Origin of the sequence: Lapidilactobacillus wuchangensis, assembly GCF_003946645.1 — a bacterium.
Classification (GTDB): domain Bacteria; phylum Bacillota; class Bacilli; order Lactobacillales; family Lactobacillaceae; genus Lapidilactobacillus; species Lapidilactobacillus wuchangensis.
Genome location: NZ_RHOU01000004.1, coordinates 34,907 through 51,369, shown reverse-complemented (window position 1 = coordinate 51,369; position 16,463 = coordinate 34,907). Strand labels below are relative to the sequence as shown.

Annotated in this window: 15 protein-coding genes; 7 read left to right on the top strand and 8 right to left on the bottom strand. The window is 42.0% G+C overall.

Features of this window, described 5'->3' with window-relative positions; all coding sequences use genetic code 11:
• Positions 1 to 58: 58 nt before the first annotated feature.
• Together EKM82_RS04695 and EKM82_RS04690 are read right to left on the bottom strand one after the other, a co-directional pair.
• Positions 59 to 685, bottom strand: a complete 627-nt coding sequence (locus tag EKM82_RS04695; RefSeq protein WP_125767158.1) for an LVIS_2131 family protein — start codon at positions 683 to 685, stop codon at positions 59 to 61.
• Between the two features lie 927 nt (positions 686 to 1,612).
• Complete coding sequence (locus EKM82_RS04690; RefSeq protein ID WP_125767157.1) at positions 1,613 to 2,512, bottom strand: LysR family transcriptional regulator; 900 nt, start codon at positions 2,510 to 2,512, stop codon at positions 1,613 to 1,615.
• 119 nt (positions 2,513 to 2,631) lie between these two features.
• Here EKM82_RS04690 and EKM82_RS04685 point away from each other — a divergent pair, with 119 nt between their 5' ends.
• The 7 genes from EKM82_RS04685 (at position 2,632) to EKM82_RS04660 (ending at position 9,931) form a co-directional block, all read left to right on the top strand.
• Entirely contained in the window at positions 2,632 to 3,828 is a 1,197-nt protein-coding gene (locus EKM82_RS04685) for an aminotransferase-like domain-containing protein (protein ID WP_125767156.1), read from the top strand.
• Between the two features lie 353 nt (positions 3,829 to 4,181).
• Positions 4,182 to 4,424, top strand: coding sequence for a hypothetical protein (locus tag EKM82_RS11330; protein WP_164508109.1), 243 nt, complete (start codon positions 4,182 to 4,184; stop codon positions 4,422 to 4,424).
• A 340-nt stretch (positions 4,425 to 4,764) separates the two neighbouring features.
• Entirely contained in the window at positions 4,765 to 4,998 is a 234-nt protein-coding gene (gene nrdH / locus EKM82_RS04680) for a glutaredoxin-like protein NrdH (RefSeq protein ID WP_125767266.1), read from the top strand.
• Positions 4,999 to 5,001: 3 nt separating this feature from the next.
• Complete coding sequence (locus tag EKM82_RS04675) at positions 5,002 to 5,385, top strand: ribonucleotide reductase stimulatory protein (RefSeq protein WP_125767155.1); 384 nt, start codon at positions 5,002 to 5,004, stop codon at positions 5,383 to 5,385.
• The gene (gene nrdE / locus EKM82_RS04670; protein ID WP_125767154.1) at positions 5,360 to 7,525 is read left to right on the top strand and encodes a class 1b ribonucleoside-diphosphate reductase subunit alpha; all 2,166 of its coding nucleotides are present in this window, start codon (positions 5,360 to 5,362) and stop codon (positions 7,523 to 7,525) included. The genes EKM82_RS04675 and nrdE overlap by 26 nt, the downstream gene beginning before the upstream one ends.
• Before the next feature lie 185 nt (positions 7,526 to 7,710).
• On the top strand, positions 7,711 to 8,679 hold the full coding sequence (gene nrdF / locus EKM82_RS04665) for a class 1b ribonucleoside-diphosphate reductase subunit beta (protein ID WP_125767153.1): 969 nt from the start codon (positions 7,711 to 7,713) through the stop codon (positions 8,677 to 8,679).
• Positions 8,680 to 9,439: 760 nt separating this feature from the next.
• Positions 9,440 to 9,931 (top strand): DUF2798 domain-containing protein, encoded by a 492-nt coding sequence (locus EKM82_RS04660; protein WP_125767152.1) that lies wholly within the window; start codon positions 9,440 to 9,442, stop codon positions 9,929 to 9,931.
• A 105-nt stretch (positions 9,932 to 10,036) separates the two neighbouring features.
• Here EKM82_RS04660 and EKM82_RS04655 read toward each other — a convergent pair whose 3' ends face one another.
• The 6 genes from EKM82_RS04655 to EKM82_RS04630 all read right to left on the bottom strand — a co-directional run bounded on the left by EKM82_RS04655 (position 10,037) and on the right by EKM82_RS04630 (position 16,316).
• Positions 10,037 to 10,852: a putative ABC transporter permease gene (locus EKM82_RS04655; protein WP_225419658.1), complete on the bottom strand. Its 816-nt coding sequence runs from the start codon at positions 10,850 to 10,852 to the stop codon at positions 10,037 to 10,039.
• The gene (locus EKM82_RS04650) at positions 10,852 to 11,598 is read right to left on the bottom strand and encodes a hypothetical protein (RefSeq protein ID WP_125767151.1); all 747 of its coding nucleotides are present in this window, start codon (positions 11,596 to 11,598) and stop codon (positions 10,852 to 10,854) included. The genes EKM82_RS04655 and EKM82_RS04650 overlap by 1 nt, the downstream gene beginning before the upstream one ends.
• A gap of 917 nt (positions 11,599 to 12,515) precedes the next feature.
• The gene (locus tag EKM82_RS04645) at positions 12,516 to 13,811 is read right to left on the bottom strand and encodes an extracellular solute-binding protein (protein ID WP_125767150.1); all 1,296 of its coding nucleotides are present in this window, start codon (positions 13,809 to 13,811) and stop codon (positions 12,516 to 12,518) included.
• A gap of 137 nt (positions 13,812 to 13,948) precedes the next feature.
• Positions 13,949 to 14,434: an NAD(+) diphosphatase gene (locus EKM82_RS04640; RefSeq protein ID WP_125767149.1), complete on the bottom strand. Its 486-nt coding sequence runs from the start codon at positions 14,432 to 14,434 to the stop codon at positions 13,949 to 13,951.
• Positions 14,435 to 15,197: 763 nt separating this feature from the next.
• The gene (locus tag EKM82_RS11950) at positions 15,198 to 15,302 is read right to left on the bottom strand and encodes a putative holin-like toxin (RefSeq protein ID WP_125767138.1); all 105 of its coding nucleotides are present in this window, start codon (positions 15,300 to 15,302) and stop codon (positions 15,198 to 15,200) included.
• Between the two features lie 195 nt (positions 15,303 to 15,497).
• Positions 15,498 to 16,316, bottom strand: a complete 819-nt coding sequence (locus EKM82_RS04630; protein WP_125767148.1) for a sugar phosphate isomerase/epimerase family protein — start codon at positions 16,314 to 16,316, stop codon at positions 15,498 to 15,500.
• Positions 16,317 to 16,463: the final 147 nt, after the last annotated feature.

Below are 16,463 nucleotides of genomic sequence, written 5' to 3'. Positions count from 1 at the left end.
TCAAGATAAAATTAGCCATCATTAACTGCCATTAATGATGACTAATTGCGCTTAATAATTACTCATCTTGACTAACAAAAGTACTAGACGGTACCCGAATCATCGTATAATCCAAGGCATTGTGACCAACGCGCATGCCTAAACCATTCCAGAAACCTGGTTTATAAGTAGCAACTACCCGCGCAGCAAACGCCTGACTGTATTCTTCATCGGCTGTTTTAATCATTTTACTTGGCCAGCGATAAACCTTACCACCAATCGAAATCGGTGTTTTCCCAGTAGCAATGCTGGCATGAATACTCTTGACCTGATTCTGATGACCTTCAGTCCAATAAGTGTACGTTTGGATGGCGGCCCGGCCCTCACCTTGCTGAACCTTTACCATATAACCAGTATCACCTTGCGTCTGCAAAACCAATGGCTCCGTCGTGTACTTCACTTTAACCAAACGTTCTTCAGTAACACTAGCTTGATTGAAGAAGGTCTGATAACTCATAAAGACAAAACCAGCAAGGAACACAACAATCAAAGCCAAATCAGTCGCCAACACTGGCCAACTAAATGTCTTCTTCGACATAATGATCATCCGAATATGACGATGCCGGATGTTATGAATGATGAAAATCAAGTAGCCTAAAACGAGCAACCATGCAATAATACCAATCCAATTCCATGCTGATCCCATTGAAATACCTCCCAAAAAGCCTTTATTAAATTATACCGTATTCACGAAAAAGTTGCGAGAGCCGGTGATTTTTTTGACGTCGGATAATTTCGATTAATTGGTTGTTCTATCAATTATGAGCCCAAAACAGAATTCGTTCTGACTGCATTCCGGGCTTGCTGGTTGTGGAACGCTGCCGGCATTGATTTGAGCTTATTGCTTCGCAACAATCTCAAATACAAGCCTTTGTCTAATTGCTAAAGCAATAAGACAAATTTGGCTGCTTCTCGCAAGCTCCTACGCAAATAAAAACCGATTGGCTGACAACCACGCCCTCCATTCCGTCTGGAGTTAAGTTTGTGTCCTTCATCCTTGCTAGTAGCTAAGGCAATAAAGTTAGAATCAAGTAACTCACTCAAATTGATTCCATGGCTGGTATAAGAAGATTGAAATATCACTACGTTTATCTAAAAACCATGTTGATCAAGCTGTTAGGTTACGCTAATCCGTTTTCCCGAGAGTAGTACTGGATTAAACTAATAAAATCGAGCAGCACTATTGGACCAAACCAAATCGTGGTAACACAAACAGTGTGACAATCTCTATTGAAAAAAATAGGACTTGTCACACCGATTTTTTGTGCCACTTAACGATTACTACTGATTAAATTGGACCAATGAATCTTGCTAACATCGCCTTAATTGCTATCAAGTATTAAGTGCACCACCTCAACTCCAGACGGAATGGAGGGATCTTGTCGTCAGCCGCCAAATTATCGTTGGTGCTTTAGCACTTACGATAAGACCTGCATTGAAGACTTTTGAAAAAAGGCTTCAATCAGTGTCGGCCGCGTTCCACGCCAAGCAGCCCGGAATGCAGTCAGACTCAATTCTGCCAAAAACCAACTTCGTCAGAGAAGTGCTGACTACCATTATTTGGTAACTGAGATCATTTCTTCCCCATATAGCGGTCGCCGTAAACTTCCGCTAAATGCTGGTGAATGGTGTTGATAAACAACTGAGTTGACGGCGTTTCAGCCTGAACCCGATTCGTTACCAAACAAATGGTCCGATGATACGTTTCGGAGAACGGGTAAATATGCACGCGACCCGATAACTTCTGCAAGGCCAACTCCGGTAAAATCCCCCAGCCCAAATCACTTTCAACCATTGATAAAATAGATTGATCGTCAATTGAGTAAGAAATCGTGTTTGGCGTCACGTTATAACGGTCCAAAACGGCCTTAGTATCACCATCATAATCTACTTGCTGTAAAATAAAGCGGCGTTTGCCAATATCAGCCAAAGTGACGCTTTTTTTATTCTTGGGCACAAAGTTAGTCGGTGTTACACAATAAATGGGGTCCTGGATCAAAGGCTCAATCAACAGATTATCTTCGACCGGCAATGCTGAAAAGCCAATATCAACACGGCCTTGCTGGACCATTTCTTCAATTTGTTCAAATGTACCTTGAACAATACTGATTTCAATTTTAGGAAACTGGCGGCGAAACTTCTGAATAATCGTTGGTAGCCAATTAATACAAACACTACTGAAAGCGCCAATGCGAATTGATCCCGCATTCAGGCCTTGAATGTTAGCTGCCACCTGCTGCAAACGTGCTTCCATATTCAAAATCGATTGAACTAGTGGATAGATTGCTTCACCATCGGTTGTGAGTTCGACCCCCGTGCGCCGCCGGACAAATAACGGAAAACCTAGCTCGGTTTCAAACTGACTGATTGAATGACTAATCGCGCTTGGCGTCACATGTAAAGTTTCGGCAGCTGCTCGAAAGGTTTTGTTAGTCACAACCGTTGCAAAAACCTGATATTGGAAAAGTGCCACAAAAAACGCCCCTTTTTAAAAGTGAATTATTTTCACCTTAATTTCAGAACCTTGAATTTTACTATTGTTTTGAAATAGTTTAACATACAATTGAAAGAAATTTAAGGGGGATGTAAACCATGATGACCAAAGAATTTGCCTCACGAATTGCCGCAACTAGTCAAACTGGGATTGAGGACTTAATCCCCGATCCTGATAATGTCACTATTTCATTTGCCGGCGGTTTGCCAGATGCGAACTTATTTCCGCAGGCTGCTTTAGCTGATAGCTTCCAACGTGTTTTGCTTAAAGGCACTGATAATCCACTACAATACCACAACGCTAAGGGATACTTGCCATTACGTGCTTACTTACAACAACAACTGGCCGACGAGGGGACGCCCGTTGATATTAGTCAGATTTTGTTGACCCAAGGTGCTCAGCAAGGTCTTGATTTAGTTGCGAAATTACTTTTAAATAAAAACGATAAAATTGCTATTGAAGCGCCCACTTATATTGGTGGACTGGCTGCTTTTGCTGCTTACGAACCTGATTATTTAGAAATTCCAATGCAAGCTGACGGTTTAGACGTTGACTTGCTCGAACAGCTATTATCGACCAATAAAATCAAATTCTTATACACGATTCCTAATTTCCAAAATCCCACTGGCTTCGTAATGTCGCTAGCCAAACGGCAAAAATTAATTGCCTTAGCTAAAAAATATGACTTTATTATCCTTGAAGATGATCCTTACCGGCATTTGCGCTTTGCAGGCGAAGATTTACCCGCCTTACAAGCATTAGACGATAGCGGCCATGTGATTAGCCTCGGCAGCTTTTCAAAAGTCTTAGCGCCCGGTTTACGGCTTGGTTGGCTGGTCACTACGCCAGAACTACTCACTGAAATTCGCTTATTAAAAGACGGTTCTGATTTAGAAACGCCAGCAATCATTCAGCAAGCAGTGACCGACTACTTGACCCATAACGATTTCCAAGCACATTGGCGGAAGTTGCAACAAGACTATCGGCAACATCGTGATTGGATGAGTGCTGCTTTAACGAAGTATTTGCCAAGTGGCTATCAATTTTCTCATCCTGAAGGTGGCTTCTTCCTGTGGCTAATGGGACCAGCTGATGTTAATTTGGATAAATTGTTGCGTGAAAAAATTGCGCCAGAAGATCATGTGTTGTATGTGCCATCAACGAATTTATACGCGCACAAGAATGTCTTTAACTGCGCTCGGTTAAGTTATGCCGGCACTAGTCAGGAACAAATCGAGCGTGGTATTAAAATGTTGTGTGCAGCTTTGACGCCTGATTTGGAATTTAGCGAATAGGTTTTCGCATTGGTAGTGTGGTGTCAAGACTTCCCCAATTGAAAACCAAATTGTTTCAAATTCGAGGCTTATTCTAAGCGATAAATCGCTAAGAATAATTTCACAGCTGACGCCAATCGCCCAGTAACCACCTGTGGAAACTAACTGAATTGAGCACCACTGTTTTGAAAAACAAATCGCAATAGACTAATAGGCCTGTTTGACAAGCTTTCTGGAATTAAGTCAGAAACTGTCAGACAGACTTTTTTAATACTGTTCAGATGTGACAATAATTTAAATCGAGTTGCTCAATCCCAGTTGAATTTCCTTAAGCACTAACAAATCTGAAGTGAGCCACCTCAACTCCAGACAGAATGGAGGGCGTGGTTGTCAGCCGCCAAATTATACTTAGCGATTTATCGCTTAGTATAAGGCTCGTATTGATGACAATTTGGTTTTTAATTGGCATCAATCGATGCCGGCCGCGTTCCACAACCAGCAAGCCCGTAATGCAGTCAGATTCAATTCTGTTTCAACACCTTCACCAGAATTTTAACAATTTCAATTCCTCGGAATCACTGCTTATCCAAATAGAATTCTCTCGTCCTAACGATTAGTTATGCAACTACCCATTTTCACTACTGGGCACGTGTTGGCAGGCTTAATTCACTTTATTCGCATAAAAACGGCGACTTAAAAATCATAAAAAAACCTGACCTTTTTTAAAATCGCCACTGACAAGGCAGTAACCGTTTTTCCGAATATTCACTTATTTAACAATTAACCGCATAAAGTAGGAGAACACACGTTTTACTCAATAATTGGTATTCATTTCAGATTCAAACACAATATATTGTGCTGGATTACAAAAGCGCCTATAATCATAATCAATCTTAAGTGGCTTTTTCCTAATCGAAACATCCCAGCTTCAAGAATTATTTGCAGGAGGATTTTATGATGAACAAAATTGTTGTCTACACTCGAAATGGTTGCATGCAATGCCGCATGACCAAGCGTTACCTTGACGAACATCACGTCGACTTTAAAGAAATTAATATTAGTGAGAGTCCTGCTTCTGCTGACTACTTGCGTGAAAAAGGCTTTAGCAGTGTGCCGTTAGTTTTCAGTGAAAAATCTGAGCAACCAATTGCCGGTTTCCGCCCCGCTGAATTAGAAAAGTTAGTTGGTTAACTGATGAAACTCGCTTACTTTTCTATTACCGGACAAACACGGCGCTTCATCGAAAAAGTCGGGCTACCAGCTTATGAGATTACTGACGCGAATCCTTATCATGAGATGGGCACGCCTTTCATTCTGGTGATTCCAACTTATGATGACGAAATGTTAGAACCAGTCGTTGAATTTCTTGGTTATCACGGTAATCATCAACAACTCATGGGAATTGCTGGTGGGGGTAACCGCAATTTCAACGAGCTCTACATTCACAACGCCAAAGACATCGCTCAAGGCCTTGATGTGCCCGTTGTTTTCGACTTTGAATTCAATGGCACGCCGGCCGATGTACGTAAATTTAAAAAGGTGGTGCAACAGCTTGAGTCTCAAAACACTCGATCTTAACCAAATTTCCTATTTCAAACTGAACAACGAACTGAATCGGCCGGTCAACGGACAAATTCCTTTAAATAAGGATCAAGACGCGTTGGCTGCCTTCTTAAAAGAAAATGTCGCCCCAAATACCAAACCATTCACTTCAATTACCGCGAAAATCGATTGGTTAATTGCCAATGATTATTTAGAAGCAGGTTTTATTGCAAAATACACGCCAGCCTTCATCGAGAAATTGGCTAGCTGGTTGATCAGCCAAAATTTCCGCTTCAAATCTTTTATGGCGGCCTATAAATTTTATAATCAATATGCGTTGAAAACCAATGACGGTACCGCTTATTTAGAGGATTTCAATGATCGCGTTCTTTTTAATGCCTTGTATTTTGCTGATGGCAATGAACAATTAGCCGAACGCTTAGCTGATGAAATGATTCATCAGCGTTATCAACCAGCAACACCTAGTTTTCTTAATGCTGGCCGCAAACGTCGGGGCGAATTTGTTTCTTGTTTTTTGATTCAAATTACTGACGATATGAACAGCATCGGTCGTGGCATTAATAGTGCGCTGCAGCTGTCGCGAATTGGCGGCGGCGTCGGGATTACCCTCTCTAATCTCCGCGAGGCTGGAGCGCCAATCAAGGGCATCAGTGGCGCTTCTAGTGGCGTACTGCCGGTTATGAAGCTGCTTGAAGACAGTTTCAGCTACAGTAACCAACTAGGCCAACGCCAAGGTGCTGGCGCCGTTTATTTAAATGTCTTTCATCCCGACATCATTTCTTTTTTGTCCGCAAAAAAAGAAAATGCTGACGAAAAGATTCGGGTCAAGACGCTCTCTTTAGGCGTGATCGTGCCTGACAAATATTACGAACTGGTTCGCGAAAATAAGCAGATGGCCTTATTCAGTCCCTATGATGTGGAGCGAATCTACGGCCAGCCTTTCTCGTATATTGACATCACTAAAGAATACGACAATTTAGTCGCTAATCCAGAAATTCGCAAGTATTATATTGAAGCTCGCGAATTGGAAAATGAAATCAGTAAGCTCCAGCAAGAGTCCGGCTATCCTTACATTCTGAACATTGATACTGCCAATCGCAGCAACCCTGTCCCTGGCAAAATTATTATGAGTAACCTCTGTTCTGAAATTCTACAAGTGCAAACACCTGCTGAACTAGATGACGGTCAGAATTATGTCAAAATGGGCCGCGATGTCAGTTGTAACTTGGGCTCCACAAACATTCTGAATCTCATGAAAAGTGCCGACTTCGGTCAATCGATAAATACGATGGTTCGCGCCCTGACTTTCGTAGCAGATAGTTCTGATATTGTCGCCGTGCCAACCGTGGCTTATGGCAATCAATTAAGTCACGCCATTGGCCTTGGCGCCATGGGCTTGCATACTTTCTTAGCCGATCACGAAATCGAATATGGCTCTCCTGAGGCGCTAGAATTTACAGGAACTTATTTCATGCTCCTGAATTATTGGACTTTAGTTGCCAGTAACGAAATTGCCCGCGAACGCCAAACAACTTTTGCTGGCTTTGCCGACTCTGATTACGCTTCTGGTAAATATTTTGAACGCTATCAACAAACCAACTACCAACCTAAATCAGCTGTAGTTAAAGATCTCTTCAAGGACATTTTTATCCCGGGACCGGCTGACTGGGCTAAATTAAGTGTGGCCGTGCAAAAAGATGGCTTGTACAATCAGAACCGCCTAGCCGTGGCACCAACTGGCTCAATTTCTTACATCAACGACACCAGCGCCAGCATCCATCCAATCACCCGCTTGATTGAAGAACGCACTGAGAAAAAGAACGGCAAATTGTACTTCCCGGCACCACTGCTCAGTAATCGGACCTTGCCTTACTACAAGTCTGCTTACGACACCGACATGCGCAAAGTCATCGATACTTATGCAGCAGCTCAAGTGCATGTGGACCAAGGCATGAGCTTAACGTTATTCTTGCGTTCAACCTTGCCTGAAGGTCTGTACGAATGGAAAAAAGAACCTGAACAAACCACCCGTGATTTAAGCATTCTGCGCAACTATGCTTATTACCAAGGTATCAAATCAATTTATTACGTCCGCACCTTCACCGACAACTCCCAAGAAATCGGCAGCAACGAATGCGAAAGCTGCACGATCTAAGAGTGTGAGGGGCGGTGATCTTTTGGCGTAGGATAATTTCAAATAATTAGTTGAGCGGTGCAACCGATCGAGCAATTATTTAAATTAGCCATAGCCATTTACCGACCCGAACACGTTTCAATAAGTTCTGAGAGCCAGCGCACTTTTTCAAAAAGAGTCAAATAAAGTCAATAAAGGAGTTAACCATGGTCAAAACTTATTATGAAGCCATTAATTGGAACAGTATTGAAGATGCCATTGATAAAGCGACTTGGGAGAAATTAACCGAGCAGTTCTGGCTGGACACGCGAATTCCTTTATCAAATGATTTAGATGATTGGCGTGGTTTGTCGGCTGACGAGAAAACGGTGGTCAATCACGTTTTTGGTGGCTTGACGCTGTTGGACACACTCCAATCTCAAGATGGCATTGATCAGTTACGGCGGGACATTCGCACGCCGCAAGAAATGGCCGTCTTCAATAACATTCAGTTCATGGAATCCGTTCATGCCAAAAGTTACTCTTCAATTTTTAGCACCTTATGCAGTAGCGAAGAAATTACGGCTATTTTCGATTGGACGGATCACAACGAGCAGCTTCAATTTAAAGCCGAGAAGATTAATACGATTTATCAAACTGGCACTCCATTAGAAAAGAAAATTGCCAGTGTCTTCTTGGAATCATTTCTCTTCTATTCTGGCTTTTACACACCGCTTTATTATCTCGGCAATAACAAATTAGCCAACGTTGCCGAAATCATTAAATTGATCATCCGCGATGAATCCGTTCACGGCACTTATATCGGCTATAAATTCCAATTAGGTTTCAAAGAATTGCCTGAAGCAGAGCAAATTAAGCTGAAGGATTGGATGTACGATTTATTGTACGAACTTTACGACAATGAGGAGCGTTACACCGAAGCACTTTACCACACTGTTGGTTGGACTGATGAAGTCAAAGTCTTCCTGCGTTATAACGCTAACAAAGCGCTGATGAATCTCGGTCAAGACCCACTCTTCCCTGATGGTGCTGACGATGTTAATCCGATCGTGATGAATGGTCTGTCAACTGGTACGGCCAATCACGACTTCTTCTCGCAAGTTGGTAATGGTTATCTACTTGGTCACGTCGCTGCAATGAAGGACGACGATTATAATATTGGCCGGCAGAAATAAGGATTCAACCTTTGCTAATGAAAAATGTGCCAAGACTTCCTCAATTGGGATGGTGGCTGCTGGGCGATTTAGAGGGCGTGGAACGCTGTGGCCATCGATTTGAGCTTATTGCTAACGCAACAATCTCAAATACGAGGCTTTGACTAGCTGCTAAAGCAGCAAGACAAATTTCACAGCTGACGCCAATCGCCAGCAACCACCTGTGGAAACTAACAGAATTGAGCACCACTATTTAGAAAAGCAGATTGAGATAAACTACTAGGCCTGTTTGACAAGCTTTCTGGTTAAACCAGAAAATGTCGAATAGGCTTTTTGGTACCGCCGTTCAATTACGAAACAATTCGAATTAGGTTGATTAGTCCTACTAGAATTACTTTAAGCTCTAATAAAGTTGTAGTGCACCACCTCAACTCCAGACGGAATGGAGGGCGTGGTTGTCAGCCAATCGGGTTTTATTTGCGTAGGAGCTTGCGAGAAGCAGCCAAATTTGTCTTGCCGCTTCAGCGGTTAGACAAAGGCTCGTATTTGAAACAATTGTGGTTTTCAATTGGTTCAAATCGATGCCGGCCGCGTTCCACAACCAGCAAGCCCGGAATGAAGTTAGAACCAGTTCTGTTTACACATTTCATCCTGTATAAGACTATCTTTCAGAAAAGAAATTGATTTTTTCATAAATGTCATCAATTTGTAACTTACGAAGCGGCCCTTTTTAGTGCTATACTAACCAATCGAATCACTAAGGAAGAGGAGTTTTTGATAGATGCCTAGAAATGTAAAAGAAGAAGTTGTTTTCACAGCAATCATGGCCGGCCTAATGGTTTTGGTTATGACTGCCTATAATATTGTTCGTGCTGAAGGATTTTTCGGTGGTTTGCCCATGGCGATCATCACTGGTTATCCTTTAGGCTTAATCGTCGCAATTCTATTAGATTTATTTGTCGTCGGCCCTGTTGCCAAGAAAGTTGCGTTCAAGTATTTCATTACTGATGAAATCAAGAAAAACAAGCCAATGTTGATTGGCATCATCATTTCAATTTGCATGGTGCTTGGCATGGTCACTTTCATGTCACTGTTCGGTTTAATTGTTGAAGGTAAATTATTTGGTGCTGGCAATGCTTGGGCCACTTACGGTAACACTTGGATTTTCAACCTGATCATGGCTTTACCGTTACAATTATTGATTGTTGGCCCAATCGCTCGTTTGGTTCTTGGTAAAATGCAGGCCGCAACTGCCGCTGATACTGAAGATTAAGCTAACTATTCTAACAACACAATCCATATCAAAATAATAATCCACAAAAATACCGTGTTGCCATCCTTTAATGTAAGAATGGCAACACGGTATTTTTACAAGAAATTATTTAGAAATGGATTGTTTCTTTTTATCGCGTTTGCTCTTATTCCGTAAGGCCACCACTAACTCGCGAATTTCATCGAGATGCGTGCTGACATTTGCATTATCAGTCCGTAAATTAGGAAAACTACGCAGCAAATGACGCTGGCCGAAATTCAAATTAGACAGATGCGCTTGATTCTGAGGATGACGTTCTAAGAAGTCGTCCCAATTCTCTTGAACATCAGTCCGCAAGTTGGTCACGTCGCTGTTAAACTGCGTGCGCCGTTCTTCAACAGCCAATTCCAACTTCGCTAATTTTTGACGGAAAGATTGTAAGTTGGCTAAAGTAAAGCCAAAGTCGAAAGACCCTAAGGCAATCAAGCCAACTGGTAATAATAAGCCGAAGCGGCGTAGCCAATCAACCAAATGGACCACTTCTGGTTGCACAAAGCGAATGATCAGAACACAACAGATGCCCCAGAAAATTGAGACCGGCAAAGCAACTCGACCCTGAATATTCAGTGGCACTTTTTCATAGTTCCACCATTTTGTGTGGAATAATTTTTCCAGTAAAAAGCCAGTTAAGTATTCTAGTAGTGATACTAAAATCGTCGCTAAGATAAATAGCATGCCTAACTGATTTTTCCACGGCTCCAATAAGTAAATGACGCCGACGACCCCAAAACCATAAATTGGCGTAATCGGGCCAATTAGAAAACCAGTATCCACAAATTTATGGCGTTTTACCGCCGCCAAACTTGTCTCCCACAGCCAACCAACCATGGCATAAATAAAGAATTCTAAGATAACAGTCGTGAATGTATTAACGGTCATCATTAAGCCTTAGTCGCCTTGCTGGACGTTTTCTTAGCGGCAGTTTTGGTTGTGGCTTTCTTTGTGGTGGCCTTTTTGGTCGTAGTGGTTTTTGCTGCAGCTTTTTTAGTAGCTGGCTTTTTAGCAGCGGCCTTCTTCGTGGTAGTTGCTTTTTTGGCGGTTGTTTTCTTAGTCGCGGCTTTCTTAGTTGTGGCCTTTTTAGCGGTTGTCTTCTTCGTGGTCCGACGCGTTGTTTTGCGCTTAGTCGTGGTCTTCTTCGTCGTTGCTTTAGCAGCAGGCTTGGCTGGTTCAATCGGTGGATTCTGGAAATGATCCACAATTGTTTGCCAGTTAAGGGTCATGATTGCCAACATTTCCTCATGAAAAGTCGTTAAATCATCTTCGCTGCTACCTAACAAGTCGATATGCAAATGGGAAACATTCAAATAAGTCGAGCGTGTCACCAAATAGACATTTAATGGCACAACATCATTATCATCACCAAAGAATTGATTAACCTTTTTGGCATCGGCCATTGGTAAATTAACCGGGCTTAACTCCACAGTAAATTGCACGGCTGGTTCGCTGGTCACTTGATAACTACTGTACCCTAAACGGCCCTCGTTAATTAAATCTTGACTGGCGGCCAATAAATCAGTCGCTATTTTTGGTAAGTCAGTTTCGGTAATTTTAGCTTGTGCTGGTAATTCGCGCACAACTGGTGGATTTTCTTTTAAAGCTGCTTGAAATTGAGCAACGGCAATTTTCATTTATCTACACCTCATTGCAAATTTATCATGGCTCTAGCATACCATATTCGCTAGAATCGTGACGGTGGAAACTGCAGGATAGTTAATGTTTTAATTTCGATTTGTTTGTCATTGGACGACAACACTGATTGATACTTACCGCAAAACAAAGTTCAAAACCCTTAACTCTAGTGAAGATGAATAAACAAAATTGCGTCTGACTCTGTTCCGAGCTGCTTTGCGTGGAACGCGGCCGGCATTGATTTGAGCTTATTGCTGTGCAACAATCTCAAATACAAGCCTTTGTCTAACCGCTAAAGCGGCAAGACAAATTTGGCTGCTGACGCCAAGATCCCTCCACGCCGTCTGGAGATGAGGTAGTTTCCTCTATTTTTGTTAGAAATTTGGGCAATTGCAGTGGAACTAATCACCTTATTTCAAATCGTTGTCATAACTGAACAGAGGTATTCAAAAAGCCCATCTGACAGTTTCTGGTTTTATCCAGAAAACTTGTCAAACAGGCTCATTAGTTTACATCAATCTATTTTTCTAAATAGTGGTGCTGAATTTTGTTAGTTTCATCAGGTGGTTGCTGGGCGATTGACATCTAACTTTACCAATATTGCCTTGATATCAATCAAGACTAAAATGGACCAGCCTAACTCAAAACGCAGTGGAGGCCGCCGGGTTGTCAGCCGCCCAATTCTTCTTGATGGCGCTAGCCATTTAGAAGAAGACTCGTATTTAAGATTTTGTGCAACAAAAGCTTAAATCGACGTCGGCAGCGTTCCACAACCCGCCGGCCGCAACGGAGTTGTCCGCCATTCTGCCTGAAGCCTACCTTGAATTACTGATCAATTATTACCGAGCTTCTCTAATTCGCCCAGCAACTACCACCCAAATTAGGGAAAGTCTTGAACAATGGAACTTTGCAACCATTATTCAGGCTGCTGATGATCATAAATAATCGTTTCAGTTTGCTTCTGCAGGGTCGTTAACGTGGTTGCTAATTGCTCAGGATGCTGCTCCACGTTATCAATTGCCATTAATAAATCTTGGCGATAATCTTGATAGCCGTTAAAGATTTCCGAGCTAAATGAGGTCTTAATTGATTTGATGGCACCATCATATTGCGGCCAAATCTGCAAATACTTTTGATATTTGGCACTGTCGATCGCCGTTTGGGTGACGGGCACATAACCTGTTGCTTGCGACCATTTCACCACATTTTCTTTCTTCAATAAGAATTTAATGAATGCCCAAGCGCCTTGTTGCTGCTTCGCCGACGCGTGTTTGAAAATCACTAAATCACTGCCCGCCAACGCATTAGTACTACTATTTTCATACTTTGGCAACAGCGCAGTATTCCAAGTCATCTTTGGTGCATGAGCCAACACCTCGGGAATTGCGGCACTGGACCCAATCCCGAACAAGACATTGCCTTGATCAAATGAATCCGTAAAATATTTTCCAGGAGCAGCAATCTGAATCAGCCCCTGCTGACTACCTTGAATCAGCATCGTGCTCATTTTCTGGGTAGCTGCCGTGTCAATATTGACGTGTAATTGATCGTCAATTAATTGCTGATTGGCACCATACGCCATACTTTCCAATTCCATGTCCGGCGAATGATCCAAAACAATCGGCGTCAAACCTGCCGCTTTTGCCTTAGCAGCCGTGGCCAGCAACTCGGACCAAGTTTTCGGCACTTCTAAATGATAAGCCTCTAATAAATCTTGATTGTAATACAGAATTCGGGTCGACATGGCAAATGGCATCGCATATTGCTTATTGTCATAATTACCCGTTGCTAAAAAGCTGGGGTTGATATTAACGACTTGCTTGCGCGTCAAGGCATTTTTGCCATGATAAATAAATTGATCTAATGGTTCCAACCAGCCTTGAGCAGCGTAATCGCCAATATTGGTATACGGCGTTTGCCCCAAAACTGGCAAATGATTGTTTTTTCCAGCAGTTTCAATTTGATCGTGAAGCGCTTGATAGCTCCCCCATGACTTCGCGACAATTTGATACTTCTTCTGAGAATGATTGAATTGTTTAATTAACTTTTCCTGCGACTTTGCCCACGAGCCGGTCATACGATGCCAATAAGTGATTTTAATTGGTGCCGCGGTTTCTTTCACTTGCGCCGCGACCGCATGACGACAACCAGTTAGCAAGAACGCCCCCAATATGAGCAAGACAAGCTTGGCACTTTGGATGTGTGTTCGCATAATAACCCCGATTCATCTGTAAATTCGTATATCTGGAAAAACATACAAATCTATTATGCAACATTTGAAAGCGCTTGACAAATTGCCGTCAATTAATTTGTTGATCTTATTCTTAGAAAAATAATCGTAACCAGCTGCTAAAGCTGATCTAAATAGGCATCCAGGAATTTCTCCGCCAACGATCCAGCAGCAATTTGCTGCCGAGCTTCAGCAAAACTAAACCACTGCACCTGGTCGACCTCATCCTGATTGCGCGTAAACTGCTCACTAGTTGCCTGACAACTGAAATTCAACATTAACGTATTACTTTTCTCGAAAAATTCACTGCGGTTAAACTTGATTTGTTGAACCGCTAATTGTACTTCTTCCCGGACCTCACGCGCCACGGCTTGTTCTGCTGCTTCACCGCGATTGACATAACCGGCCAATAAAATATTGCGCTGACCGCCATATTGTTGCAACAACAGAATTTTATCAGCTGCTGGATTGCGCACAATCGCGCTGATAGCCACGTTATATTGTGGAAAACGAAATTCCTGACAGTTGGGACAATAAGGAATCTCACCCTCATGTTCCAGAAATTTCGGTTGTAACTTAGTGCCGCAAACCGTACAGTAAGCCATTATTTTTTCTCCTTAATTGAGACTTAACGTGCCGAACTTTTCCTTAGCCCGGCCGATTAAAACTCATCTTCATAATTTCGTCACAGTTACTTCAGTAAAGGAACATTTTTCCCCCACGATTTCATCATAGACAGCGGTTATAGTAGTCAATATAGAAAGTTACTTAATTGCTTGTCACAAAACTTTCTACTCCAAAAACCCTAAAACCCAAATTGTTAATTTTCTTCATTACTTCTTCATTTTACTCCTCCAAAATAAAATGAAACAACCACCACTTCCTGCCCAGAAGTGGTGGTTTTGTATTTTCAAGCTGTGACGGACGGTGGGCTTTTGGCGTAGGCTAACTTCAAATATTTTGATGAGCGGTGCTAACCGATCGTCGAAATATTTAAGTTAGCCATAGCCATTTACCGACCAGAACGCAATTATGTTGTGAAAGATGACGGTCTTTTAGCGTAGCCTAATTTCAATTAATTGATTGAGCGGTGATAACCGATCGAGCAATTAATTAAATTAGGCCTAACTATTTGTCACCTTGAACACGATTAAGCTGTGACGGGCGGTGGGTTTTTGGTGTCGAGTAACTTCAAATATTTCGATAACTACTTCAGAATAATTGTACTTATTTGTGAATATGTTATACTAAAGATACAAAAAGCAGCGGTTGTGATGGACCGCTGCCCTCACAGAACCGTTTCAAACGGTGACTGTCTTTGGTATTTTAGTTAAAAAATAACCGCAAACTGTCGAAAGTTATGGGCGGTTATTTTTTTGATCTAAATTTAATCAAAATTACAACTAAAGTTATCAGATGAATAACAAATTCACCAGCAATAAACATTAGTTGCAATGCGTCTTTAACAGACAATCAATTGTCCCTTCCGTGTTGTTCGTCCAATAAAATTCATTGGCATCACCACGCTTTCTCAAAGACAGCCACCACGCAACTTCTCTGTGTACTAATCAGTCTAACATATTGCTCACTACTTTTCAGTATCAAAAAAATAGCAGCTTACTTCGAAATTGCTGAAGTAACCTGCTATTTTATTTTTCAATTAATATCTTACTTTAATTCGGCGGCAATTTTTTCTAAATAATGATGGCTGGCCAGCATTTCCGCACAATGATTGGGATCAGCTAAATCAATTTCATAAATTCGAGTTGCTTGGGGATTTAATAGCGGTAAAACGCCACGCCAATCAATCCGTCCATCACCTAATGGCAAGCTATCGTGAAACAGCCCCATAGAATCAACTAAGTGATAATGAGCAATGTGCGGCTGTAAAGTTGCTAAACTCTGTTGAAGCAACTCATTATTGCCATGCAAGTAAATAAAAGCATGACTGACATCATAAACCAATCGATAATTGGTCGCCAAAATTTTTTGATCACTGGCCGGCAAGCCATAATGGTACAATTCCGAAATTGAATTCTCGAACATCACATGGTCATGGGCGACAGCGTCAATTTTCGCCAGTCGCTGCCAAATAACGTCCTCGGCCTCTGCAACTGAATCATATTGTTGCAAAGCTTCAGCAGGCGTCAAGCTGTACGCACCGTGAAATAATACCTGACAATCTTGCTGTTGAACTAACTCTAAGAGCATTTCCGTAGAACGATGCAAAAATTCATACAATTGTGGCCGGACCTGCTGATTAGTCGCCATTTCCACGTGCTGGTCGTGATATTTCATCGGTTGATGCAAAACCACATGTTGCACACCACTATTTCTAACATCGTTGACTGCTGCCGTTAGTTTAGCCCAACCAGCGCTGCTAAAATCAGCCGGGCTTAAATAAAACTCATAAGTATTGGGATGATACTGCAACCGATCCTGCAGCTGTGCTTGAGAATCATCGCCTTTAAGACCTAATGGTAACATGAACATCATCCTTTCTGAAAACTGGCTATTACTGAAACGGGTTGTATCATAGCGCAAAAATGGCAAGTTGACTAGGATCGAGCACTGTGCCATTTAATTGTTTGTGATATTACTAATGATTATCGGCACTTACTAGCCTATAATATA